The organism is Streptomonospora halophila, from assembly GCF_039542725.1.
Taxonomy (GTDB): Bacteria; Actinomycetota; Actinomycetes; order Streptosporangiales; family Streptosporangiaceae; genus Streptomonospora; species Streptomonospora halophila.
In genome coordinates this window covers 1-21,301 of sequence record NZ_BAABIK010000009.1, presented here as the reverse complement: position 1 = coordinate 21,301, position 21,301 = coordinate 1, and the positions used below count along the sequence as shown (strand labels likewise).

Annotated in this window: 20 protein-coding genes; 7 read left to right on the top strand and 13 right to left on the bottom strand. The window is 74.4% G+C overall.

The genetic code is table 11. From position 1 onward, the window contains the following. Positions 1-284 precede the first annotated feature (284 nt). A complete protein-coding gene (locus tag ABEA15_RS09660) occupies positions 285-1,067 on the top strand; it encodes a DivIVA domain-containing protein (protein WP_345556354.1) in 783 nt (260 codons plus the stop codon). A 410-nt stretch (positions 1,068-1,477) separates the two neighbouring features. Continuing rightward, positions 1,478-2,311: a M48 family metallopeptidase gene (locus ABEA15_RS09655; RefSeq protein ID WP_345556353.1), complete on the top strand. Its 834-nt coding sequence runs from the start codon at positions 1,478-1,480 to the stop codon at positions 2,309-2,311. 80 nt (positions 2,312-2,391) lie between these two features. Here ABEA15_RS09655 and ABEA15_RS09650 read toward each other — a convergent pair whose 3' ends face one another. Further along, the gene (locus ABEA15_RS09650) at positions 2,392-3,030 is read right to left on the bottom strand and encodes a TetR/AcrR family transcriptional regulator (RefSeq protein WP_345556352.1); all 639 of its coding nucleotides are present in this window, start codon (positions 3,028-3,030) and stop codon (positions 2,392-2,394) included. Between the two features lie 413 nt (positions 3,031-3,443). Between ABEA15_RS09650 and ABEA15_RS09645 the strand changes: the two genes are divergently transcribed. Beyond that, entirely contained in the window at positions 3,444-3,716 is a 273-nt protein-coding gene (locus ABEA15_RS09645; protein ID WP_344142485.1) for a DUF6504 family protein, read from the top strand. Positions 3,717-3,793: 77 nt separating this feature from the next. On the opposite strand, the gene ABEA15_RS09640 is transcribed toward ABEA15_RS09645, so the two are convergent. The 10 genes from ABEA15_RS09640 to ABEA15_RS09595 all read right to left on the bottom strand — a co-directional run bounded on the left by ABEA15_RS09640 (position 3,794) and on the right by ABEA15_RS09595 (position 15,932). Next, positions 3,794-4,105 carry a hypothetical protein gene (locus tag ABEA15_RS09640; RefSeq protein ID WP_345556351.1) on the bottom strand — a complete coding sequence of 104 codons (312 nt, stop codon included), beginning with the start codon at positions 4,103-4,105 and terminating at the stop codon, positions 3,794-3,796. A 515-nt stretch (positions 4,106-4,620) separates the two neighbouring features. Continuing rightward, the gene (locus ABEA15_RS09635; protein WP_344142482.1) at positions 4,621-5,091 is read right to left on the bottom strand and encodes an NUDIX hydrolase; all 471 of its coding nucleotides are present in this window, start codon (positions 5,089-5,091) and stop codon (positions 4,621-4,623) included. A gap of 42 nt (positions 5,092-5,133) precedes the next feature. After that, on the bottom strand, positions 5,134-5,766 hold the full coding sequence (locus ABEA15_RS09630; protein WP_345556350.1) for a class I SAM-dependent methyltransferase: 633 nt from the start codon (positions 5,764-5,766) through the stop codon (positions 5,134-5,136). Between the two features lie 109 nt (positions 5,767-5,875). After that, a complete protein-coding gene (locus ABEA15_RS09625; RefSeq protein ID WP_186355789.1) occupies positions 5,876-6,247 on the bottom strand; it encodes an anti-sigma factor antagonist in 372 nt (123 codons plus the stop codon). 313 nt (positions 6,248-6,560) lie between these two features. Continuing rightward, positions 6,561-7,634, bottom strand: coding sequence for a methylmalonyl Co-A mutase-associated GTPase MeaB (meaB, locus tag ABEA15_RS09620; protein WP_345556349.1), 1,074 nt, complete (start codon positions 7,632-7,634; stop codon positions 6,561-6,563). A 34-nt stretch (positions 7,635-7,668) separates the two neighbouring features. After that, positions 7,669-9,900, bottom strand: a complete 2,232-nt coding sequence (scpA, locus tag ABEA15_RS09615) for a methylmalonyl-CoA mutase (protein WP_345556348.1) — start codon at positions 9,898-9,900, stop codon at positions 7,669-7,671. After that, positions 9,897-11,813, bottom strand: coding sequence for a methylmalonyl-CoA mutase family protein (locus tag ABEA15_RS09610; protein ID WP_345556347.1), 1,917 nt, complete (start codon positions 11,811-11,813; stop codon positions 9,897-9,899). The genes scpA and ABEA15_RS09610 overlap by 4 nt, the downstream gene beginning before the upstream one ends. Positions 11,814-11,960: 147 nt before the next feature. Continuing rightward, entirely contained in the window at positions 11,961-13,499 is a 1,539-nt protein-coding gene (locus ABEA15_RS09605; RefSeq protein WP_345556346.1) for a hypothetical protein, read from the bottom strand. A 121-nt stretch (positions 13,500-13,620) separates the two neighbouring features. Continuing rightward, positions 13,621-14,247 carry a YigZ family protein gene (locus tag ABEA15_RS09600; protein ID WP_345556345.1) on the bottom strand — a complete coding sequence of 209 codons (627 nt, stop codon included), beginning with the start codon at positions 14,245-14,247 and terminating at the stop codon, positions 13,621-13,623. A gap of 122 nt (positions 14,248-14,369) precedes the next feature. Further along, positions 14,370-15,932 carry an SLC13 family permease gene (locus ABEA15_RS09595; protein ID WP_344142472.1) on the bottom strand — a complete coding sequence of 521 codons (1,563 nt, stop codon included), beginning with the start codon at positions 15,930-15,932 and terminating at the stop codon, positions 14,370-14,372. A gap of 224 nt (positions 15,933-16,156) precedes the next feature. Here ABEA15_RS09595 and ABEA15_RS09590 point away from each other — a divergent pair, with 224 nt between their 5' ends. The 3 genes from ABEA15_RS09590 (at position 16,157) to ABEA15_RS09580 (ending at position 18,215) form a co-directional block, all read left to right on the top strand. After that, a complete protein-coding gene (locus ABEA15_RS09590; RefSeq protein ID WP_345556344.1) occupies positions 16,157-16,930 on the top strand; it encodes a helix-turn-helix transcriptional regulator in 774 nt (257 codons plus the stop codon). 31 nt (positions 16,931-16,961) lie between these two features. Next, positions 16,962-17,441, top strand: coding sequence for a DUF3291 domain-containing protein (locus ABEA15_RS09585; protein WP_344142470.1), 480 nt, complete (start codon positions 16,962-16,964; stop codon positions 17,439-17,441). A gap of 165 nt (positions 17,442-17,606) precedes the next feature. Further along, positions 17,607-18,215 (top strand): superoxide dismutase family protein, encoded by a 609-nt coding sequence (locus tag ABEA15_RS09580; protein ID WP_344142469.1) that lies wholly within the window; start codon positions 17,607-17,609, stop codon positions 18,213-18,215. A gap of 112 nt (positions 18,216-18,327) precedes the next feature. On the opposite strand, the gene ABEA15_RS09575 is transcribed toward ABEA15_RS09580, so the two are convergent. Beyond that, positions 18,328-19,059, bottom strand: coding sequence for a YidC/Oxa1 family membrane protein insertase (locus tag ABEA15_RS09575; protein ID WP_345556343.1), 732 nt, complete (start codon positions 19,057-19,059; stop codon positions 18,328-18,330). A 686-nt stretch (positions 19,060-19,745) separates the two neighbouring features. Next, on the bottom strand, positions 19,746-20,051 hold the full coding sequence (locus ABEA15_RS09570; protein ID WP_345556342.1) for a DUF6412 domain-containing protein: 306 nt from the start codon (positions 20,049-20,051) through the stop codon (positions 19,746-19,748). Between the two features lie 274 nt (positions 20,052-20,325). Between ABEA15_RS09570 and ABEA15_RS09565 the strand changes: the two genes are divergently transcribed. Beyond that, a complete protein-coding gene (locus ABEA15_RS09565; RefSeq protein WP_344142465.1) occupies positions 20,326-20,646 on the top strand; it encodes a phosphatase in 321 nt (106 codons plus the stop codon). Positions 20,647-21,301 lie beyond the last annotated feature (655 nt).

The following is a 21,301-nucleotide window of genomic DNA, read 5'->3' as shown; positions in this document are numbered from 1 at the left end:
GCCGGCCGGCCGGGAGGCCAGACCGCTGATGGGCGGCGTGCCCGCCCGAAGGGCGTGAGCGCTGGATCCGTCGGGCCGCGCGCCGTGTCTTCCGCAGGCTGCATGGAAGCGTCTGAGAGGCCCGGAGCGGCGGCGCCCGCGCGGATCGGCAGCCGCGCCCGCGAGCGGGGACCGGACGGCGCCTCCGGAGCCGGCCCCGCGCCGACCCCGCGCGGCCGGTTTCGGCAGCGCCGAGCGGAGTGGTCTTCGCCCACGTTCGGCCGAGGAATCGGCACAATGTAGCCATGCCTCTGACACCGGCTGACATCCGCAGCAAGCAGTTCAACACGGTGCGCTTGCGCCCGGGATACAACGAGGAGGACGTCGACGCCTTCCTCGATCGGGTGGAAGCCACGCTCGCGGGCCTTCACGGAGGTCCGCGCAACGCGCCGCCCATGACCGCAGAGGAGGTGGACGGCGCGAAGTTCCGGACCACGCGGCTGAGCCCCGGCTACGACGAGGACGAGGTGGACGCCTTCCTCGACGTCATCTCGGCCGAGCTTCGGAGGCACGGCCTCGTTCGCGCCTCCGAGACGGCGTGGCCCGGGCCCGCGGGGCCGTACGGACAGGGGCCGCAGCAGGGCCCCTACCCGCCGCACGGGCCGGGCCGGCACGGCCCCGGACCCCAGCACGGCGCGGGGCCCGGGGGCGGCCCCGTTCCGCCGCCTCCGGGCCCCGATCCGATGGCGCCTCCGCCCGGCGGCGCGCCGCCCACCGGACCGCCTCCCTCGGCGCAGGGCGGACGGCCGCCGATACGTCCGGAGGACATCCGCAACCAGCAGTTCTCCACAACCCGGCTCACCACCGGCTACAACGAGGAGGAGGTCGACGCCTTCCTGGACAGCGCCGAGGCGACGCTGGAGGCCCTGATGCACGGCCGCCGCGAACGTGCACCGCTGACCGCCGCGCAGGTGGACCGCGTCAAGTTCTCCACCACACGCGCCCGACCCGGTTACGACCCCGCCCAGGTCGACGCGTTCCTGGACTTCCTCGCCCAGGAGTTCCGCCACTACGAGGGCACTCAGTAGCCCGGGCGAGGGCGCGCGGCACCGGCTCCCGGCCGTGCCCGCGCCGCTCCGTGCGCCCTGCGCCCCGCGCGGATCCGCTCCGCCGAAAAACCTCGCTCTCCGGACACGCTCGAATTGCCGAGCCTTCCATCCGATACAGAAAGTAATATGCGATAACTTGACGCACACGCGCGTGTCGCGACCGGCACGGCGATCCGGAGGAGGGCAGCACCATGACGCAAACGGCGGCCTCCGGCGACGGTCAGCGCCGCCTCCCACCGCGGCGCTCCGCCGCTCGTACCCGCGCGCCGCGCGCGGCCGCCGCCCGCGCTCCCGCGCAGCTCGTCCGGCGGGACCCGCAGCTGCGGCCAGCGCGGGCGGGCGCGGGGTCCGGGCACGCGCCCGCACACACGCCGGTGCGGCCCGCTCCGGTGCCGGCCGGTTTCGGTCCCCGTGCCGGTGATGCGGCGCCGAACGAGCCGCTGGCCGTCTCCCGGCACCCCTGGGAGGTACCGCTGACGCTCGCGGCCGTCCTGGTCACCTGCTGCGTGATCGGCGCTGCCGTCCACACGCTGTGGACGGGTGAAGGCGCGGCCCTCTGGGCGGCCGGGCTCGTGCTCGCGGGCATCCCCGGCGGCTGCTGGGCGGCGGCCGGCCTGCGGCACGCGCGCCGCCGGGCGCAGTCGGTCCGCATCTCGCCCACCCAGTTCCCCGACGCCGACCACGCCATCCGCCGGCTGAGCGCCGGCATGGGGCTGGCCGGCGCGCCCGACGCCTACATCTACCCGGCCGCGAGCGCCGGTTCGCGGGCCTGGGGCATCGGACACGGCAGGCGCGGCTACATCGTGGTGCCCGGCGACCTGTTCGACTCCGACGGCCGGTTGCGCGACCCCGACGCCCTGCGCTTCGTCGCCGCCCACCAACTGGGCCACATCGCCGCCGGCCACGCGTCGTTCCACCTGCGGGCCGTGACGGCGCCCGCCCGGCTGGTGCCCGTGCTCGGCGCCGCGCTGTCGCGCGCCATGGAGTACACGGCGGACAACCACGCGCACGCGTACTGCCCCGAGGGAGTGCACGCGGTCCGGCTGCCGGCGGGGGGAGCCCGCCTGTACACGCAGGTGAACATGAGCGAGATGGCCGAGCGCGCGCGCACCGACCGGGGGCCGTTCGTGTTCCTCTACAACCTGCTCTCCAGCCGGCCCGCCAACACCAAGCGGATGGCCGCCCTGCGCGACCGCTCCCGCCCGGGGCGCCTCTTCTTCTGACGGTCCACGCCCCGGTGGCCGGGGATCGCGGCCGTCCACGAAGGCGGGGTACCTCCGGACCGGGGGGCACGCCTGCCCGTTCAGGCGCCCGAGCCGGGCCCGGCCGGGCGGAGCTCGGCCAGAAGGAGCTCGGCGAAGTAGGCGCCGACCTGCGAGCCGGTCAGCTCGCCACCTGCGCGGTACCAGGTGCTGAGGTGGTGCACGGCGCCGAAGTACTGGGTGACGGCGATGTCGGCGGGCACGTCGGTGCGGAACACGCCTTCGCGCTGGCCCTCTTCGATCATGCCGCGGAAGCACTCGTGGTACCGGCGCCGCTCTTTGCGCACGGCCGTCAGCCGGTCGTCGGAGAGCATGTGCAGCGACCGGAAGAAGATCCGGGTGTCGTCGAGGTTGTCCACAGTGGTGTGCACGACGTCGGCCGCGGCCTTGCGCAGGCGCTCGCTGACCGGGCCCTCGGCGCCGGCGAACCTGGTGAGCCGCTCCGTCTGCATGGAGAGCACGCGCTGGTAGATCGCGTAGAGCAGGTCCTCCTTGGACGCGAAGTAGTGGTACATCGCCCCCTTGGTCACTCCGGCGGCCGACACCAGCTCCTGCACGGAGGTGCGCTCGAAGCCCTGATCGGCGAAGAGCCGGGTGGCCACCGAGAGCAGCCGCTCGGGAACCGCGCCTCCGCGGTCGGGTGCGGTCGCCGACCGCTCGGAGCCGTCCGTGTTGTGCATGCGCCTTCCCGTCTGCCGAGTCCTGCGCACCGTGGCGCACGTTCCAGCATAGGCATACCATCCGGTCGGTCTCTGGACGCCCGGCCGACCGCCCCGCGAGGAGCGGTCGGGCCGCAACCGCTTCCGCGACACGGCAGGGGGCACGCCCTCGCCGACGCCCGGGAGCCCTTCGCGGCCCCTCGCGGACCGCCGGCGACCCTCGGCCCGCGGCGCGACACGCCGAAGCGCGGGCGCCGACCGGCCACCCAAGCGACGGTGTATCAGCCGGTCGCCGGGGGTCGTGCGCATCACCGAACCGGCGGTCGACAGCGCGCCGCCCGGCGGCGGACCCCGATGCGGCCCTAAGGTGGTGGCCCGCCGCGACACGCCTCCGGCGGCTGTCGACTCGAACGCATGTTCGATACACTGGCCGGGTGAGTCTTTACAACGAACGGATCGACGTCAGATCGACCACCGGCGGTCACCCGGCGTTCTTCGCCTGGCGCGACCGCACCTACCGTGTCCGGCGCGTCATCGGCGCCTGGGGATCGCCGGACGAACGCGCCGCGCGCAGCGCCAAGGCCGCGGCCGCCGACATGCGGCTGGTGCGCGTCGCCGCCGAGTCCCCTGACGGCGAGCTGAGCATCGCCGACATCAGCTGCGACAACACCACCGGCGACTGGACGATGCGCCGCCTGTGGGGCTGATCGGCCACGCGCCCGGCCGCCTCGCGTACAGCGGCCGGGCGGCACGGCCGCGGGCGGCCGCGCTCGGACGGCCCGCGTCACACCTCCAGTTCGGTCTGCCCCCGGCCCGCCCGGGTGGAGCGGCGCCCGCCGGCCCGCCTGAGGCAGCGGCGGCAGGTCACCGGGCTCTCGGTCGGCCGCAGGCGCAACGGGTCGGCGGCGGCGCGGCACACGACCGCCGGGACCCGCACGCCCACCCACGTCGTCTCCTCGACCGCGTGGACCACCGAGGAGGCGCCGATCGTCGCCCTGCCTCCCGACAGCTCGCGCCTGCGCCGGGCCAGGACTGCGGCGAGATGCTCGACGTCCGCCCCGGAGGTCTCGGGATCGTCCTTCGCCGGTCCGCTCATGGCCCCAGCATCGCGCACCGTGCCGACAGCCGGAGCGCGTCCCGCCGCGCGGGTCGCGGCTACCCGAACCGCCGACCGGCGCGGGTGGCTGCGGCAGGGACCGGTGCCGCCCGCGCACGGCCGGGGAAGGAGTCGGGGCGACTCCCTGCCGGCGGACGAGAAGCGGCAAGAGTGGTGCGGGGGCGCCGCGCAGGAGGGCAGCGACCGGGCGAACACACACCGCGCTTGTTTCCACCCTGGTCGGACGTGGTGCTCCCGCAGGCCGACGGCGCGTTCGACGGTCTTTCCCACGTCACGGCGCGGTGCCCGGCCCCGGTTCGTCGATCCCCGAGGAGGCCCGGCACCCGCAACCAGGGGCGGGGCGCACCGGCGGGACAGGCCGCCCTCGCGCGGATGCTGCGAAACCCCTGCCGCACCCGCGCCGGACTCGACCGCCCCGGCTGCCCGGGGCCGCCCCCAGGGGGCGGCTCAGGTCCTCGACTGCGGGGCGGGCCGAGCGAAGCCGGGTGTGCAGGCTAAGGCGCGGTGTAGTACGCGGGTCCCTCTTCGCGGGCGTGGGCGATGCGGCGCATGATCCGCTCGTTCATCGGGGGCAGCCGGTCGGGGGCGAACCAGCCGACCTCCAGCGACTCCTCCTCGTCGGGGCGCGCGCTCCCGCCCACCGGGCGGCACCGGAAGGTGACGTCCATGAACTGCACCCGGTCGCCGTTTCCGTAGGTGAACGGCGGCTCGGTGACGACGCTGGCGATCCGCTCGCAGACCACGTCGACGCCGGTCTCCTCGGCAACCTCGCGCACGAGGGCGGCGGCCGGCTGCTCGCCGGGCTCCAGGATGCCGCCGGGTGTGCTCCAGGCCCCGTCGTCGGCGCGCCGGTGCAGCAGGATCTCCCCCGACTCCGCGATGACCACGGCGGTCACGCCCGTCAGCCAGAGCAGCTCGTGTCCCACGTGCTTGCGCAGGCGGAGGATGAAATCGGGTGTGGGCATGGCATCGAGGCTACCCAGCGGCGGCGCCGGCCGGCGCCGTGCTCACCCGGCGAGCGGACGCCGGTAGACGAGCGAGTAGCGCCAGAAGAGCAGGCGCCGCACGCGGGCTCCGGGCAGGTGGCGCCGGGCCGCGAGGCGGACCCCGCGCAGGCTCATCCGGGGCTCGCGCATCGGAACGGGCGCCTCGGCCGCAGGGCTGGGGACACCGGTGACGGTGCGGGCGGCGAGCAGGCCGGCGCCGATCGCCCACTGCGGAGCCAGGGCGGCGGCCCCGGCGGCGTGGTCGGCCGCGGTCTCCTCGCGGTAGAGCCCGAGGACGGCGAGCACGCCGCCCGGCGCGAGCCCGTGGGCCATCGCCCGCACCGACTCGGCGAAGTCCATGTGGTGGAGGCTGGCGACGGCGGAGACGAAGTCGTAGGCGCCGGCCGCGATGCCGTAGTCCGCCAGGGCCGTGTTGGTGTACTGCACGCCGAGCCGCCGCGGTGTGCGCTCACGGGCCTCGGCGATCATGGCGGGGTCGGGATCGACGGCCTCGACGCGGGCGCATCGGGCGGTGAGGCGGCGGGCGAAGCGCCCCGTCCCGCAGCCGACGTCGAGCGCGCGCACGCAGTGGCCGGGCACCTGGCGCAGCAGATACTCGTGGTAGTGGACGTTGTGGTCCCACGGGAAGGGCAAGGAGACTCCGAGTACGGCGCGGGCCCGTCGGCCGCACGGCACGGCGGCGGCCCCGGAGTCCCGGGGCGCCGCGCGCCGCGGCGCGGCCGTCCATGGCGGTGCGGGGGGTTCAGCCCGCCTGCTGCTTGCTCTCCAGCAGCTCCATGGCGTTGACGGCCGCCGAAACGGAGTTGTGGACCGGAACCTGCCGGTGCAGGCCGACGAGGCGGACGACCTTGGTCACCCGTTCGTTCGGCGCGGCCAGCGCAAGGCTGCCACCGTGCTCCTTCACAGCCCGGTAGGCGTTGATGACGACGTTCAGGCCGCTGGAGTCCATGAACTCCAGCCCCGTCAGGTCGAGGATCAACCACGGACCGTGCTTGTCGATCGCGGACAGGACATGTTCGTGGAGGTCGTCGGCGGTCGCGATGTCGAGGTCGCCCTCGACGCTCACGATCACGCTGTGGTTGTCGACCCGGGTGCTCAGCCCAAGCCTGTGCACGTTCACTCCTCCCAGCCCCACGTGTCGATGAGGGGTCCCCTTGCTCACCCTACGGAAAACAGCGGATTTCGGTAGGGGTCCATCCGCGTTCTGTTGCGGCGGCGGCCTTGAGCGGGAGGGTTCGCGACCCGGCCGACGCCGATGAACAGGACCGCCGGAGAACGGCCCCTGCTCCCGTAAACCTTCGACCACATACGGTATTAGGCCTACCGCCCTGCGGGAATGCCGTCTCGCAAGTATTTTCTCCACAACCGGGACGTTCCAGACCCGGGGCCATTGTGGCGTGTTTCACTCCCCACACACAACGCCGCGTTCACGGGCTAAGCGGAGGATGTGATGAATCATGCCCTTCGTCCGATTCGTCCCCGCACCCCGACGCGGCATCCCCCTGTCCCGCTGCGCCTCCGGCGCCGAAGTCGGCGAGGATCCGCTCGGCCGCCAGCGTGGGGGTGAGCTCGCCGGCGCGCACGCCGGACTCCAGGCGCGGAGCGTCCTCGCGCACCCGCGGATGCGCGAGCAGGCTGTCCATCAGGCGGTCGCGCACCTGCGCCCACATCCAGTCGACCTGCTGGCGGCTGCGGCGCCCCTCGAGTTCCCCGGCCTCCTCCAGCGCCGCACGGTGGTCGAGGACCGTCCCCCAGAAGTCGTCGAGTCCGTCGCCGGTCAGGCCACTGCAGGTCAGAACGGGCGGACGCCAAGCCGGGTGCACCGGTTGGAGCATGCGGAGCGCGCGGGAGAGCTCGCGTGCGGCCCTGCGGGCGTCGGCCTCGTGGGGGCCGTCCGCCTTGTTCACCGCCGCCAGGTCGACGAGCTCCAGCACGCCCTTCTTGATCCCCTGCAACTGGTCGCCGGTGCGCGCCAGGGTCAGAAAGCAGAAGCAGTCGACCATGTTGGCCACCGCGACCTCGGACTGGCCCACTCCCACGGTCTCGACCAGCACGACGTCGAAGCCCGCGGCCTCCATCAGCACCATGGTCTCGCGGGTGGCGCGGGCCACCCCGCCGAGCGTGCCCGCCGTCGGCGACGGCCGCACGAACGCCTGCGGGTCGACCGAGAGCCGGCCCATGCGGGTCTTGTCGCCGAGGATGCTGCCGCCCGATCGGGTGGAGGATGGGTCCACCGCCAGCACCGCGACCCGGTGCCCCTGTGCGGTCAGCCGCGTGCCCAGGGTGTCGATGAACGTGGACTTGCCCACGCCGGGCACCCCGGAGATGCCGACCCGGTGGGCCGTGCCGGTGTGCGGCAGGAGCCGCACCAGGAGCCGCTGGGCGAGCTCGGCGTGGTCGGGCCGGCGCGACTCGACCAGCGTGATGGCGCGCGCAAGCGTGGGGCGGTGACCGGCCAGGACCCCCTCGGCGTAAGCGTCGACGTCGACGGCGCGGCTCATCCGGGCTCCTCGGCGGGCACCCCCCGTGCCCGGCTCACGGCCGGTGGCCCAGCTCGGACTCCAGGGTCTCCAGCAGGCCCACCGCCGCCTCGGCGATGACCGTGCCCGGCGGGAAGATCGCCGCCGCGCCGGCCTCGTACAGGGCGCCGTGGTCGGCCGGGGGGATCACGCCGCCCACCGCGACCTTGATGTCGGGCCGGCCCAGGGACTCCAGCTCGGTGCGCAGCGCCGGCACCAGGGTGAGGTGGCCGGCGGCCAGCGACGAGACGCCGACGATGTGCACGTCGGACTCGGCGGCCTGGGCCGCGACCTCGGCCGGTGTCTGGAACAGCGGACCCACGTCCACGTCGAAGCCGAGGTCGGCGAACGCCGTGGCGATCACCTTCTGGCCGCGGTCGTGGCCGTCCTGGCCCATCTTGGCGACCAGGATGCGCGGGCGGCGGCCCTCGTTCTCCTCGAACGCGCGCACGCGCTCGGCGACCTCGGCCATCGCGGACTCGGCGTCGGCGGACGAGCCGGCTTCCTCGCGGTACACACCCTGGATGGTACGGACCTGCCCGGCGTGGCGGCCGAAGACCCGCTCCATCGCCGCGGAGATCTCGCCGACGGTGGCCTTGGCGCGCGCGGCGTCGACCGCGGCGGCGAGCAGGTTGTTCTCCAGGCTCGCGCCGCCGGACTCGGCGGCGGCAGCGGCGCTGAGGCGGTCCAGCGCCGCGTTCACCTCGGCGTCGTCGCGCTCGGCGCGCAGCCGCTCCAGCTTCTCCACCTGCTCGGCGCGCACGCGGGAGTTGTCGACGCGCAGCACGTCGATCTCGTCGTGGGTGTCGGGCCGGTACTTGTTGACGCCGACCACCGGCTGGCGGCCGGAGTCGATGCGCGCCTGGGTGCGGGCCGCGGCCTCCTCGATGCGCATCTTGGGGATGCCGGCGTCGATGGCGGCGGCCATGCCCCCGGCCCGTTCGATCTCGTCGATGTGGGCCATGGCGCGTTCGGCCAGCTGGGCGGTGAGGCGCTCGACGTAGTGGCTGCCGCCCCAGGGGTCGATGACCCGCGTCGTGCCCGACTCCTGCTGCAGCACCAGTTGTGTGTTGCGGGCGATCCGCGCGGAGAAGTCCGAGGGCAGCGCCAGCGCCTCGTCCAGCGCGTTGGTGTGCAGCGACTGGGTGTGGCCCTGGGTCGCGGCCATCGCCTCGACACAGGTGCGCACCACGTTGTTGAACACGTCCTGGGCGGTCAGCGACCACCCGGAGGTCTGGGAGTGCGTGCGCAGCGACAGCGACTTGGGGTCGTCCGGGCCGAAGGAGCCCACCAGTCGCGCCCACATCCGCCGCGCGGCCCGCAGCTTCGCGACCTCCATGAAGAAGTTCATGCCGATCGCCCAGAAGAACGACAGGCGCGGCGCGAACGCGTCGACGTCCAGACCCGCCCGCCGGCCGGCGCGGATGTACTCGATGCCGTCGGCCAGCGTGTAGGCGAGCTCCAGGTCGGCGGTGGCCCCGGCCTCCTGCATGTGGTACCCGGAGATCGAGATGGAGTTGAAGCGCGGCATGCGCTTCGACGTGTAGGCGAAGATGTCGGAGATGATCCGCATCGACGGCTGCGGCGGATAGATGTAGGTGTTGCGGACCATGAACTCCTTGAGGATGTCGTTCTGGATGGTGCCCGCCAGCCGCTCGGGCGCCACCCCCTGCTCCTCGGCGGCCACGATGTAGAGCGCCATCACCGGCAGCACCGCGCCGTTCATGGTCATCGACACGCTCATGCGGTCCAGCGGGATGCCGTCGAAGAGCCGGCGCATGTCGTAGACGGAGTCGATCGCCACGCCCGCCATTCCGACGTCGCCGGTCACCCGCGGGTGGTCGGAGTCGTAGCCGCGGTGGGTGGCGAGGTCGAAGGCCACCGACAGCCCCTTCTGCCCGGCGGCGAGGTTGCGCCGGTAGAAGGCGTTGGACTCCTGCGCGGTGGAGAACCCCGCATACTGGCGGACGGTCCAGGGCTGGTTGACGTACATGGTCGGGTAGGGCCCGCGCAGGAACGGCGGCACGCCCGGGTACTCGCCCGCCAGGCCCAGGCCTTCGCGGTCGGCCGCGGTGTAGAGCGGCTTGACGCCGATGCCCTCGGGTGTGTCCCAGGTCAGCGACTCCGGGCTCTTGCCGGCGGCCTCCTCGAACGCGCGCGCCCACGCCGCGGCGGCGTCCGCGCCGCCGGCACCGGCGGTCCGCTCGGCCGCGGCACCGGGACCGATGCGGCTGAAATCGGGAATCATCGGGCCACCCCCAGGGCGTCGTGCAGGTCTGCCAGCAGGCTGAGCGCGTCGAATCCGGCGAAGCAGAAGCCGTCGACGGCGGCGCCCGCCGGCGCGGCCGAAGCGGGCCCCGCAAGCAGGACCTGCTCGGCGCCCGCCTCCTTCAGCGCGGCGGCGGCCGCCGCGGCGTGCTCGGCGTAGAGCGGGTCGCTACCGCACAGGCAGGCGATACGCGCGCCGCTCTCGCGGAACGCGGCCGCGGCCTCGTCGGCCCCGCCCGTGGAACCGCCGCCCACGGTCTCGATCCCGCCCGAGCGCAGCAGGTTGCCGGCGAACGCGGCCCGTGCGGTGTGCTCGGCGACCGGACCGAGCGTGGCGAGGAAGACGCGGGGCCGCGCGCCGGTGGCGGCCAGATGGGCGTCGCTGCGGTCGCGCAGGTCCTCGAACTCCTGGGAGTAGCGCCGCGCGGGCAGCACGGCGGCCCCCGGCCGTTCGGGCGCGGCGGTCCGGGGCGGCGGCTCGCGCTCCACGGCGGGTTCGGCGAGGTCGGGGAACTCGCTGACGCCGATGATCGGGTCGCGCCGGCGGGCGATGGCGTCGCGCCGGCGCTGCCACACCTCGTCGACGCGCTCGGCGACAAGCCCGCTGGACAGCGCCGCGGCCATGCCGCCCGCGGCCTCCAGTTCCTGGAAGAACGCCCAGCCGGCGCCGAAGAGGTCGGCGCTCAGGCGCTCGACGTAGAACGAGCCGCCGGCGGGATCGACGACCCGGGTCAGGTGGGACTCCTCGGCCAGGAGGGTCTGGGTGTTGCGGGCGATGCGCCGGGCGAACCCGTCGGGCAGGCCCAGAGCGGAGTCGAACGGAAGCACGGTCACGGCGTCGGCGCCGGCCGTCCCCGCAGCGAAGCACGCCAGCGTCGAGCGGACCATGTTGACGTGGGGGTCGCGGCGGGTGGCCATGGCGGCGGACGCAGCGGCGTGCTGGTACATGGCGGGGCGCTCGGCGGCGTCCAGGCCGCAGGCCTCCAGCACGCGGTCCCACATCGCGCGCGCCGCCCGCAGCTTGGCGATGGTGCCGAACTGGTCGGCGCTCGCGGCGAACCGGAACTCCAGCCGCCGCGCGGCGTCGGCGAGGCCGAGCCCGGCGCCGGTCAGCGCCCGCAGGTAGGCCACGCCGGCGGCCGTGGCGGCGCCCAGCTCCTGGGCCTGCGAACCGCCGGCCTCGTGGTAGGGCGTGGCGTCGGCCGTGGCCAGCCGCAATCGGGGATGGCGCGCGGCGAACGCGGCGGCGGTGCGCGCGGCGGCGTCGAGGTCGGCGGGCGCGCCGGTGCGGGCCGCCAGGCTCAGCGGGTCGATGCCCAGCCCGCCGGACAGGGAGCTCTCGGGCAGCCCGCGGTCGGTCCAGGCGCGCACCAGCCCGTGCGCCGCGGACTCGTAGTCGGCCCCGGCGTCCAGCGTGACGGGGCAGAGGTCGAGGTGCACGTCGGCCAGGACCTCGCCGACCGCGTCGACGGGAATGCCGCCCTCGCCGCACACCAGCCACAGCGCGCCGACGCCGTTCTCCAGGTCGGCCAGGACCGCGGTGCGGGTCCGGTCGGGGCGGGGGTCGCGGTGCTGCTGGCGGACCTGCCAGCCCTCGGTGACGGCGCCGTGCGGACGGGAACCGCGGGTGAAGGGCGCGAGCCCCGGGTAGCCGGAGCCGGGGTCGTCGCCGGCCGTGTACAGCGGCCGGACGGTGATCCCGTCGTAGGTGGCGGTGGCCAGTGCCGCCTCCGGCTCCGCGGCGTCGGGAACGGCCGCGGGGTCGGTCTTCAGCAGCACCTTCTCGACCAGCTCGCGCCACTGCTGGCGGGTGGCCTCGGGGAAGTCCGTCGGCGCCAGGCCGGCGGCGCCCTCCCCGTGCGCGGTCCGGTGACCGCTCTCCGGCGTTTCCATACTCCGGATGTTAGGCAACCGGGCTCCGGCCCCGCCAAAGCGGGGGCGGGGGCTGTGGAAAAGCCGGGCCGCGGAGGGGGCGCAGCGGCCCCGGAACAGCGGGGTGGCGCGCCGCGGCGGGCGCGGGCCCGCCGCTGCGGCGGCCCGCTATCCGGTGGGGGCCGTGTGCTCGGCGCCGGGGCCCTCCGCGGGCGGGAAGACGAAGCGCTGTCGGTCGCTGACGACGATGCTGTACCCCTCCTCGGTGACCGCCTCCACGTAGGCCCCGAGCCCTTCGGCGACAACGTCCTTGTCCATCGCGTCCAGCACGACCTGGGTGCCCGCGCCGTCGCCGCCGCCCGCGTCCCCGTAGACGTAGCCGCCCATGGCCAGCGCGGGCGAGATGGACTGCTCGAACTCGTCCTCGAACTCCCAGCGGATCGCGCCGGCGGCCAGGTCGACGGCGATCAGCGGGGTCTCGCCGGTGGCCTGCGGAAGCAGCACCGTACTCGTTTGCGGCTCGTAGAGGGCGCCCGGCAGCGGAGGCGGTGCGAAGGCGTCGCTCGACGGGTTCGCTCCCGGCTCGGAGAGGCTCCACAGCAGCTCTCCGGTGTGCAGGTCGTGCAGCGACAGCACGGACGGCTCCTCGGGCGCCGTCCAGCGCACCAGGACGGCGGTGCGGGTGGGCGCCTCGCCGGTCCCCCCGCCGCCGTCCGCCGATCCGGACCCCGTCGGGGACGGGGAGTCCCGGCCGTCCGACGGGGACGGCGCGTCGGGCGAGTCCGCATCCGGGGACTCCTCCGTACCGCCGGCGCCGCCCGGCTCGGCGGGGATCTCGTAGCCGCCGACGACCTGGGGGCGGGGGCGCTGGACGTCGGTGCCGCCGGCGAGGGCGGGGTCGTCGCCGGCGATGCTCCACAGCAGTTCGCCCGCGTCGTCCTCGGTGATCCCGCGCGCCTGCAGCAGCCCGGCGCCGTCGTCGAGCAGCAGCACGCCGTCGCGGGAGGCGACCGGTACCCCGTAGCGGTCGGGGTCGGGCTCGGGGGCGGCGGAGGTCTCGTCCTCGGCGTTCCCGGAGCCGGTGCCGCCCTCGTCCGCACCGTCGCCGCCGCCGTCCTCGGGCGGGGCCTCGAAGGCGAACTCCCACAGCTCCCCCTCGCCGGGGGCGGAGACCGTGTAGTCGCCGTAGGGCTCGTCGGCGCTCCACCCGGCGGGGCGGCGCACCACGGAGCCGCCGACGAAGGTGTCGCGGCCGCCCGACCCTCGCCACACGGACTCGCCGTCGTCGCCGATGACCTCGGTACCGCCGTCGCGCGCCTCGACGACCAGCACCGGCGACCCGTCGGAGTCCGCGCCGAACCGCTGGATGTGGCGCTCGCCCTGCCACAGGGTCTCGCCGCCCTCGGCGTCCAGCAGCACGTGGCGCTCCTCGCTGTTGGAGCTGATGAGGAACGCGTCGCCGACCGAGGAGATGCGCACGCCCATCTCGTCGTCGAGGACGGACGGCCCTTCGGCGCCGGGACCGTGCAGGCGGCGCAGCGGTTCGTCGCCGACCCCGGGGGGAAGCTCGCCCTCGAAGGCGGTGGGCAGCGGGCGCGGCGAGTCGTCGGGCCGGTCCGGCTCGTCCTCGGCCGTGCAGGCGGTCCCCGCGACGAGCAGCGCGACACCGGCGGCCGCTGCCAGCGGCGCCCGTCGCCAGGTGCGCATGAGCGGTCACTCCCTACGACGACATCATGTACCGGAATCCTAGACCGCTGACGGCGGGCCGACACACCCGAATACCGCGCCCCCTCCGCCGGGGCGGGCCCCGGCCGCCGACCGGAGGCGGTCACCGCTCCGGCGCGACCTCGACGGTCGTGCTGCCGCTCACCTCGTAGCCGGCCCGCCCGCCGGTGGCCTCGGCCAGCCACGCGCCGAACCCGGCGAGGGCGGGGTCGGCCACCGCGACGTCGAAGTCCACACCCGCCCCGTAGCGCACGTCCAGGAGGCGGTAGCCCGAGTCGCGCAGCCCGCTCTCCAGCCTGCCCGCCAGCAGGTAGTCGGCGCTGACGGTGACCACCCGCAGCGTGCGCCGCTCCAGGAGCCCGACCTCGTCGAGCGCGGCGGCCACCGCGCCGCCGTAGGCGCGGATCAGCCCGCCCGCGCCCAGCTTCACTCCGCCGAAGTAGCGGGTGACCACCGCGGCGGCGTCGGTGACGGCGCGGTGGCGCAGCACCTCCAGCATCGGCACCCCCGCCGTGCCCGAGGGCTCGCCGTCGTCGCTGGAACGCTGGACGCCGCCGTCGGCGCCGAGCACGTAGGCCGTGCAGTTGTGCGCCGCGTTCCAGTGCGCCCGCCGCCGCTCGGCGATGAACGCGCGCGCCTCGTCCTCGTCCGCCACCCGCGCCAGGGCGCAGATGAAGCGGGACCTCTTGATGTGCAGCTCGTACTCGCCGCCACCGCTGATCGTCCGCATGTCCGTCTCGATCGTAAAGGGAGCGCGCGGCGGGCCGGGGGGCCGGAGACCCGCTTACAGGCGGTGCCGGGCGCCCCGTCCTCCCTTCGGGGCGCCCGGCACCGGTCCGGGAGGGGCGGGGGTTACCCGCCCAGTGAGAACACCCAGTACGCGACGCCGTACATCGTCGCCATGATCAGCACCAGGGCACAGATGTTCAGCCAGACGCCCGCACGCACCATCTGGTCGATGCGGATGTAGCCGGAGCCGAACGCGATCGCGTTGGGCGGGGTGGCGACCGGGAGCATGAAGGCCAGCGACGCGGCGAGCGCGGCGGGCACCACGAGCAGCAGGACGTCCAGGTTCATGCCCACCGCCACGCCCGCCAGCACCGGCAGGAAGATGGTGGCCGTCGCGGTGTTGCTGGTCAGCTCGGTCAGCAGCAGGACCAGGGCGGCCACGATCAGCACCACCACCCACGCGGGCACGGCGCTGAGCAGGCCCACCCGCTCGCCGATCCAACTGCTCAGCCCCGACTCCTCGAACTGCACCGACAGGGAGATTCCGCCGCCGAAGAGCAACAGGATGCCCCAGGGCAGCTGGAGCGCGGTCGGCCAGTCGAGTGCGGCGACGCCCTCGCGCGGCCTGACGGGGATGACGAAGAGGGCGACGGCCACGGCCATCGCGATGCCCGCGTCGGAGATGTCGGCGAGCCACGGCAGGGCGTCGGCGATCGCCGCGGTGTCGGCCAGCAGGGGGACGGCGACCCAGGAGACGGCCGCGAAGACGAAGACCGCCAGCACCGTCCACTCGCCGCGCGACATCGGCCCCATCTCGTGGAGCTGGTCGCGGATGAGCTGCCGCCCGCCGGGCAGCGTGCGGATCTTCGGCGGGTAGATCACCCGGGTCAGCAGGAGCCAGGCCACCACCAGGAAGACCGCGGCCAGCGGCAGTCCGACCATCATCCACTGGCCGAAGCCGATGTCGATGTCGTGGTTCTGCGAGAGGTAGCCGGCCATGAACGCGTTGGGCGGGGTGCCGATGAGGGTGGACACCGACCCGATCGACGCCGAGTAGGCGATGCCGAGCATCAGCGAGGTGGCGAAGTTCGCGTCGCCCTTGCCGTCGCCGAGCTGGTTGACCAGGCCCAGCACCGACAGTCCGATCGGCAGCATCATCACGGTCGTGGCCGTGTTGCTGACCCACATCGTGATGAAGCCGGTGGCCAGCATGAACCCGGCGATGAGCATGACGGGGCTGGTGCCCACGGCGGCGACCACCGTCAGCGCGATGCGGCGGTGCAGGTTCCACCGCTGCATCGCCATCGCCAGCATGAACCCGCCCATGAACAAGAAGATCACGTCGTCGGCGTAGGGCGCCGCCACCTCGGCTATGTCGGCACCGAGCAGCACCGGGAACAGCACGAGCGGCAGCAGCGCCGTCGCGGGCAGCGGGATGGCCTCGGTCATCCACCACACCGCCATCAGCGTCGCGACGCCCGCTGTCACCTTGCCGGCGTGCTCCAGCGAATCGGGCAGGAGGAGGTACACCGCCAGCGCCAGCACGACCCCGGCCGCCAGGCCGATCCTCTTGCGCGGCAGGCCGCTCTCGGCCTCGGCGGCGTCACCGGGGGAGGTGAGCGAGTCGCCGCCGGCCGGCTCTCCGGCGGTGGCCGGTTTCGAGCCGGGTTCAGTCGGTTTCTCCATGATTTTCCTCGGATCCCTTACGCACGTGTCGCGTATCACACGGTTTTTACCTTCACCTCGGCCGGTGAACCCCGGATCCGGTATCGAAGCGGCAACGAAGCGCACGCACCGGCCCGCGCGAACCGCCGCCGCCCTCGGCGACCGGGCGGACCGCACCGGCGGCCGAGCGCACCGGCCTGTGGACGGACGCGGCCCGCTGCCCGGCGCGGTCGCACAATGGGGGCATGACCGGAACCGGTATCGACGCGCTGAGCGTCCTCGCCGAACCGCTGCGCCGCAGGCTCTACGAGTACGTCGCCGACCACGGGGGCGAGGTCAGCCGCGCCCAGGCGGCCGAGGCCGTCGGCGCGCGGCGCACCCTCGCGGCGTTCCACCTGGACAAGCTGGTCGAGGCGGGGCTGCTGGAGGTCGAGCGGCGCAAGGTCTCCGGGCGCGAGGGCCCCGGCTCGGGCCGCCCCGCGAAGCTCTACCGGCGCTCCCGCCGCGAACACGCGCTCCACCTGCCGCCGCGCGACTACGGCACCGCGGCCGCGCTGCTGGCCGAGGCCGTGGACCGCGCGGGGGCCGAGGAGGCCCTCCACGCGGCCGCGCGCGAGGAGGGCGAGCGCCGCGGCGCCGCGCACGCCGCCGACGGCGGGCCGGTTTCGTCCGCCGACCTCGCGGGCTGGCTGGAGCGGCACGGCTACGAGCCGGTCTGCGCCGAGGGCCCCGGCGCCGGTCCCGCCGCACCGCAGGAGACCACCGCGCCCGGGTCCGGTCGTCCCTCGCCCCCGGCAGAGCCCACCGCCGGGTGCCCGGCGCTGCGGCTGCGCAACTGCCCGTTCGACGCGCTGGCGCGCAGCCACCCGCCGGTGGCCTGCGGAATGAACCTGGAACTGCTGCGCGGCCTCCTGCACGGGGCCGGCGCGGGCTCCTTCCAAGCGGACATCGCACCGGCGGCCGAGGGGTGCTGCGTGGTCATCTCATCGGAACCGGATTCTAAAAACAACTCTCATTGACATAGAAGTATGTCCAGTCCATGCTGACCCCATGAGCGACCACCACCTGGCCCAGATCAACGTCGGTGTCCTCAAGGCGCCCATCGACGCCCCCTCCATGGCGGAGTTCGCCGCTCTCCTCGACCCCGTCAACGCCCTCGCCGACTCCAGCCCCGGCTTCGTCTGGCGCTACACCGACGAGGGATCCAACGACGCCACCGCCGCCCGCCCCTTCGGCGACGACATCCTGGTGAACTTCTCGGTCTGGCGGGACCGCGAGTCGCTGTGGAACTTCACCTACCGCACCGACCACCTCGACACGCTGCGCCGACGGCGCGAGTGGTTCCACCGGCTGGAGGACATGCACCTGGCCATGTGGTGGATCCCGGCCGGCCGCATCCCCACGCTCGACGAGGGCCGGACACGCCTGGAGCTCCTGCGCGCCGAGGGCCCTTCGCCCGAGGCATTCACGTTCGCCGCACCCTTCCCGCCGCCCGCCGCGGACGAACCGGCCGCAACCGCCGCCGGCTGAGCCGCAGCCCGTCCCGGCCGCGCCCGGCCCGTCGCGCGGCGGCACGCGCGTGCCGCCGCGCGACGGGCACCGGCGGATCGCCGCGAACCCACGTGATGCGGCGGTCGCTTTGGGTAGCGTCGCCCTGACAACGACCGCGGAGATACGGGGGGTTCAGACGTGTCGGTGACCCGAGCCATCTTCGGCCTGGCGGCCGCATCACTGCTGATCGCGGGGTGCGGAGCACAGGAGGGCGACGACGAGGGCGCCGCCGACCCCTCGCCCTCCGCCGACCAGACGGCCGAAGCCGGCGGCCCCGACCTCGCTCGCGTCAACGGCGAGTTCAAGACGTACTCGCCCGGAGCCACGGCGGTCACCTACGACAAGCAGGCCGTGCCGACGGGCTCCACCGCGAGCGTCAGCGTCACCCACGACGCGGCCGAGACCGACTTCACGCTCGCGGTGAGCGGCCTGAAGCCCGAGGAGACCTACGGCGCCCACCTGCACACGCAGGCCTGCGGCGAGAAGCCCGCCGACGCCGGCCCGCACTACCAGGACGAGCCCGCGCCCTCGAAGAACTCGCACGACCCGGAGTACGTCAACGACGACAACGAGGTCTGGCTGGACTTCACCACCGACGGCGACGGCGCCGCCAGCACCGACGCCGACGTCGACTGGCAGCCCCGCAAGGGCGAGGCCAACTCCATCGTGATCCACTCCGAGCACACCGAGACGGCCCCGGGCAAGGCCGGCAAGGCGGGAACCCGCCTGGCCTGCGTGAACGTGCCGCTGTAGGGGCGGCCGCCGGCACCGGTCCGCGGCCCTCGCGGGGGCGGGCCGCACCGAACGGCGCCGCCCGGCCTTGGTCAGCAGAGGGGGCGGCGGGCGCACCCGCCGCCCCGCCCCTTCACCCCGAGACGAGTCGCCGCAGCACCAGCCGCTCGGCCACGGTCCAGACGGTCGTCGTCGCCAGGTACAGCCCGGCCGCCAGCGGCACGAAGGCGGCCGCCGCCACTGTGGCGAACGGCAGGAACGACATCATCCGCGCCCCCGGCAGCGTCGGCGAGCCCGACTCGGCGGCCGCGTCCATCGCCGGAAGGGTCAGCCACCGGCGCGACGCCCACGCGGCCGCGGCGACGACGCCCAGCAGCACCGCGAAGACCGCCCACCCGGAACCGGCGCCGCCGGCGATCACGTCGCCCAGCGCCGAGCCGAGCGGTACGCCGCCGAGCGTGTGGCCCAGCAGCTCGTTTCCCCCGCCGCCGGCCGCAGGGCTCACGAACACCCCGTAGAGCACGGCGAACACCGGCAGCTGAGCCAGCGCGGGCAGGCACCCGGCCAGCGGCGAGGCCCCCTCGTCCGCATAGGCCTTGCGCTGCTCGGTGACGAGCCGCTGCGGGTCCTTGCGGTGGCGGCGCTGCAGCTCCCGCATGCGCGGCGCGAGCCGGGCACGCGTCTTCTCGGCGCGCACCTGGGAGACGCTCAGGGGCATCAGCGCCAGCCGGACGAGCCCGGTCAGGGCGATGACGGCGAGGGCCGCGGCGGCGGGACCCGCGACGGGCGAGAGCACCCCGGTGAGCGCCGTGACGGCGGTATAGGCCACCCCGACGGCGGCGGCGATGGGCGGAAGCGTGTACATGGTGCAACCTCGGTTCCGTGTCGCGAAGGTCGACGGCGTTGCGGGCTGAAAAGCAGGACCCGGCCGCCGCGCCTCCGCGCGTCACCGGTCGCCGGCCCGGGAGGCGAACGGCGCCGCGCACCCACGCGCGCCGGTGCGGGCGAGCGCCGGTCCGGGTGCGAGCCGGCCGCGGGAGCGCCGCGGCGCCGGGCGCGCGAGCCGATGGCGGCACCCGAGCAGCGGCGCGGGTGGGACGGCACTTCGGCGGGAGGGCACGAGCGCGGCGGGGGTCGCGACTCGGTGCGGAGGCCGAGCCCTGCACGGCGCCGACCGGATGCGGTTCGGCGCCGTGTTCTCAGCGGCGATCGGCGATGGAGGCCGGCGCGGTGCGCACAGCCACTGAAGCGGACTCCCCGGCGTGCCGGCGCTTTCGCCCGCGGCGGCGCGACGGCGGCCGACGCGCGCGTGGCGCGCCCGCGCCCGCACCACCCGCTGTCAGCCCACCCGGCCGGTCACAGTCGGGGCGGAGCGCGGCGCGGTCGGTGGGCCTGCGGAGAGAGCCGCGAGCCGGACGGGCCCGCTCACGCCGGTCGGATCCGGCACGCGGACATACGCATCAGGTGCAGCGGAAGGTGGGAGCAGCGGAGAACGAGGAGAGGCCGCCCGTCTCGCGGGCGACTGCGGAATCGCAGTCGGCGGCGCGGACGTCAGCCGATCGCCGCGGCGAGTCCCGGCGCCCTCGGGAGCGGCTTGCCCGGAGCATCAGGCGCGCGGACCGGCGGTTCGGACGCCCGTTGCGCAACGCGCAGCAGATGGTCGCAACGGCTGTCCTCTGCCGTGTCCGACATCGCCTGCGCACCTGCGCGGCACACCGCCCGCACCAGCGCGGCGGCCAGAACGACGATCGCCAGTGCGGCGAACGCGCCGAGCGCGGCGCCGGCGACCGGGAGTTGCGGCCAGCCGATGTCCGGGCCGAAGTGGAGCGCATGCCCGAGCGCGTAGTCGAGGCGCATCGGCACTCCTTCCTCCGCCATCGGACCTCCGCCAGAGGGCCTCCGCCATAGGGGCGGGTGAGGCGGGCGGGCTCCCGCCCGCTGTGTCCGCCTTCGTCCCCGCAGCTTATACGGCGCACCAAGCACATCCGGTGGCGTCTCGGCCGAATACGGCGACACACCGCACGGAATCCATGATCGTCACTTTCCGCTTTGATTAGTTACACCTAGTGAGCATCGTCGAGTGAGCATTATTCGTTCCCCCTCAGGGACCCGAGGAAGCGAGAGCCCCGCCGTGCCGATCCGCCCTGCCAACCTCGCCACCATGTCCGCCACCATCGCCGGGGCCCGATCGGGAATGCGCTCCGAGAGGGACGAAGCCGTCAAGCCCGTCACCGTGACCTTCGAGTCCGGCCACCGCCAGGTGGTCGACAGCGGCGGCTGCCGCGCCCTGGAGTCCGAGCAGGGCGGAGTCATCGCCATCGAGACCGACGACGACGCCCGCTACGCGCTCTTCGCCGGAACCTCCTGCCAGGGAGGCCGAGCCATCACATCGGGCCGCGGATCGACGACCTTCAGCCAGCCGGTCCTGGCAGGCGCGATCGTCCTCGGATGATGGCGACTGAGCACGCCTGATACCGACGACCCGGGTAGGAGGGAGGGGGCGGCGGGTGGCTCAGCCCCCGCCCACCGGACCGGATGCCCGCCGGCTAGGCCTGCGACAAGGGCAGCAAAGGCAGCGGACGGTTCAGCCCGCGATCACCGGACCGGATGCCCGCCGATTGAACCTGCGACGAGGCAGCAAAGGCAGCGGACGGCCCAGCCCCCGCCCACCGGACCGGATGCCCGCCGATTGAACCTGCGACGAGGCAGCAAAGGCAGCGGACGGTTCAGCCCGCGATCACCGCTCCCGGTCCCCGCCGGTTGCGCACCCGACGACGGGCAGCGACGGCGGCGGGTGCCTCAGCCTGCGGTCACCGGTTCGGGTGCTCGCCGATTGAGCCTGCGACGGGGGCGCCGAAGGCAGCGGAGGGTTCAGCCCCCGCCCATCGGTCCGGGTGCCCGCCGGTTGAGCCTGCGACAAGGGGCAGCGAGGGCGGCGGGGGGTTAAGCCCCCGCCCATCGGTCCGGGTGCCCGCCGGTTGAGCCTGCGACGAGGCAGCAAAGGCAGCGGTCGGTTCGGCCTGTGATCACCGCTTCCGGCCGCCGGTGGTTTCGCACCCGGCGGGGCGGCGAGGGCGGCGGGTCGGGCCCTCGGGCCGCCGGTCCGC

Excerpts from the sequence above, each read along its gene's own strand:
- ABEA15_RS09660 (WP_345556354.1), top strand. The coding sequence starts at position 285 with ATGCCTCTGACACCGGCTGACATCCGCAGCAAGCAGTTCAACACGGTG.
- ABEA15_RS09650 (WP_345556352.1), bottom strand. The coding sequence starts at position 3,030 with ATGCACAACACGGACGGCTCCGAGCGGTCGGCGACCGCACCCGACCGC.
- ABEA15_RS09640 (WP_345556351.1), bottom strand. The coding sequence starts at position 4,105 with ATGAGCGGACCGGCGAAGGACGATCCCGAGACCTCCGGGGCGGACGTC.
- ABEA15_RS09635 (WP_344142482.1), bottom strand. The coding sequence starts at position 5,091 with ATGCCCACACCCGATTTCATCCTCCGCCTGCGCAAGCACGTGGGACAC.
- meaB (WP_345556349.1), bottom strand. The coding sequence starts at position 7,634 with ATGAGCCGCGCCGTCGACGTCGACGCTTACGCCGAGGGGGTCCTGGCC.
- scpA (WP_345556348.1), bottom strand. The coding sequence starts at position 9,900 with ATGATTCCCGATTTCAGCCGCATCGGTCCCGGTGCCGCGGCCGAGCGG.
- ABEA15_RS09610 (WP_345556347.1), bottom strand. The coding sequence starts at position 11,813 with ATGGAAACGCCGGAGAGCGGTCACCGGACCGCGCACGGGGAGGGCGCC.
- ABEA15_RS09605 (WP_345556346.1), bottom strand. The coding sequence starts at position 13,499 with ATGCGCACCTGGCGACGGGCGCCGCTGGCAGCGGCCGCCGGTGTCGCG.
- ABEA15_RS09600 (WP_345556345.1), bottom strand. The coding sequence starts at position 14,247 with ATGCGGACGATCAGCGGTGGCGGCGAGTACGAGCTGCACATCAAGAGG.
- ABEA15_RS09595 (WP_344142472.1), bottom strand. The coding sequence starts at position 15,932 with ATGGAGAAACCGACTGAACCCGGCTCGAAACCGGCCACCGCCGGAGAG.
- ABEA15_RS09590 (WP_345556344.1), top strand. The coding sequence starts at position 16,157 with ATGACCGGAACCGGTATCGACGCGCTGAGCGTCCTCGCCGAACCGCTG.
- ABEA15_RS09585 (WP_344142470.1), top strand. The coding sequence starts at position 16,962 with ATGAGCGACCACCACCTGGCCCAGATCAACGTCGGTGTCCTCAAGGCG.
- ABEA15_RS09575 (WP_345556343.1), bottom strand. The coding sequence starts at position 19,059 with ATGTACACGCTTCCGCCCATCGCCGCCGCCGTCGGGGTGGCCTATACC.
- ABEA15_RS09570 (WP_345556342.1), bottom strand. The coding sequence starts at position 20,051 with ATGCGCCTCGACTACGCGCTCGGGCATGCGCTCCACTTCGGCCCGGAC.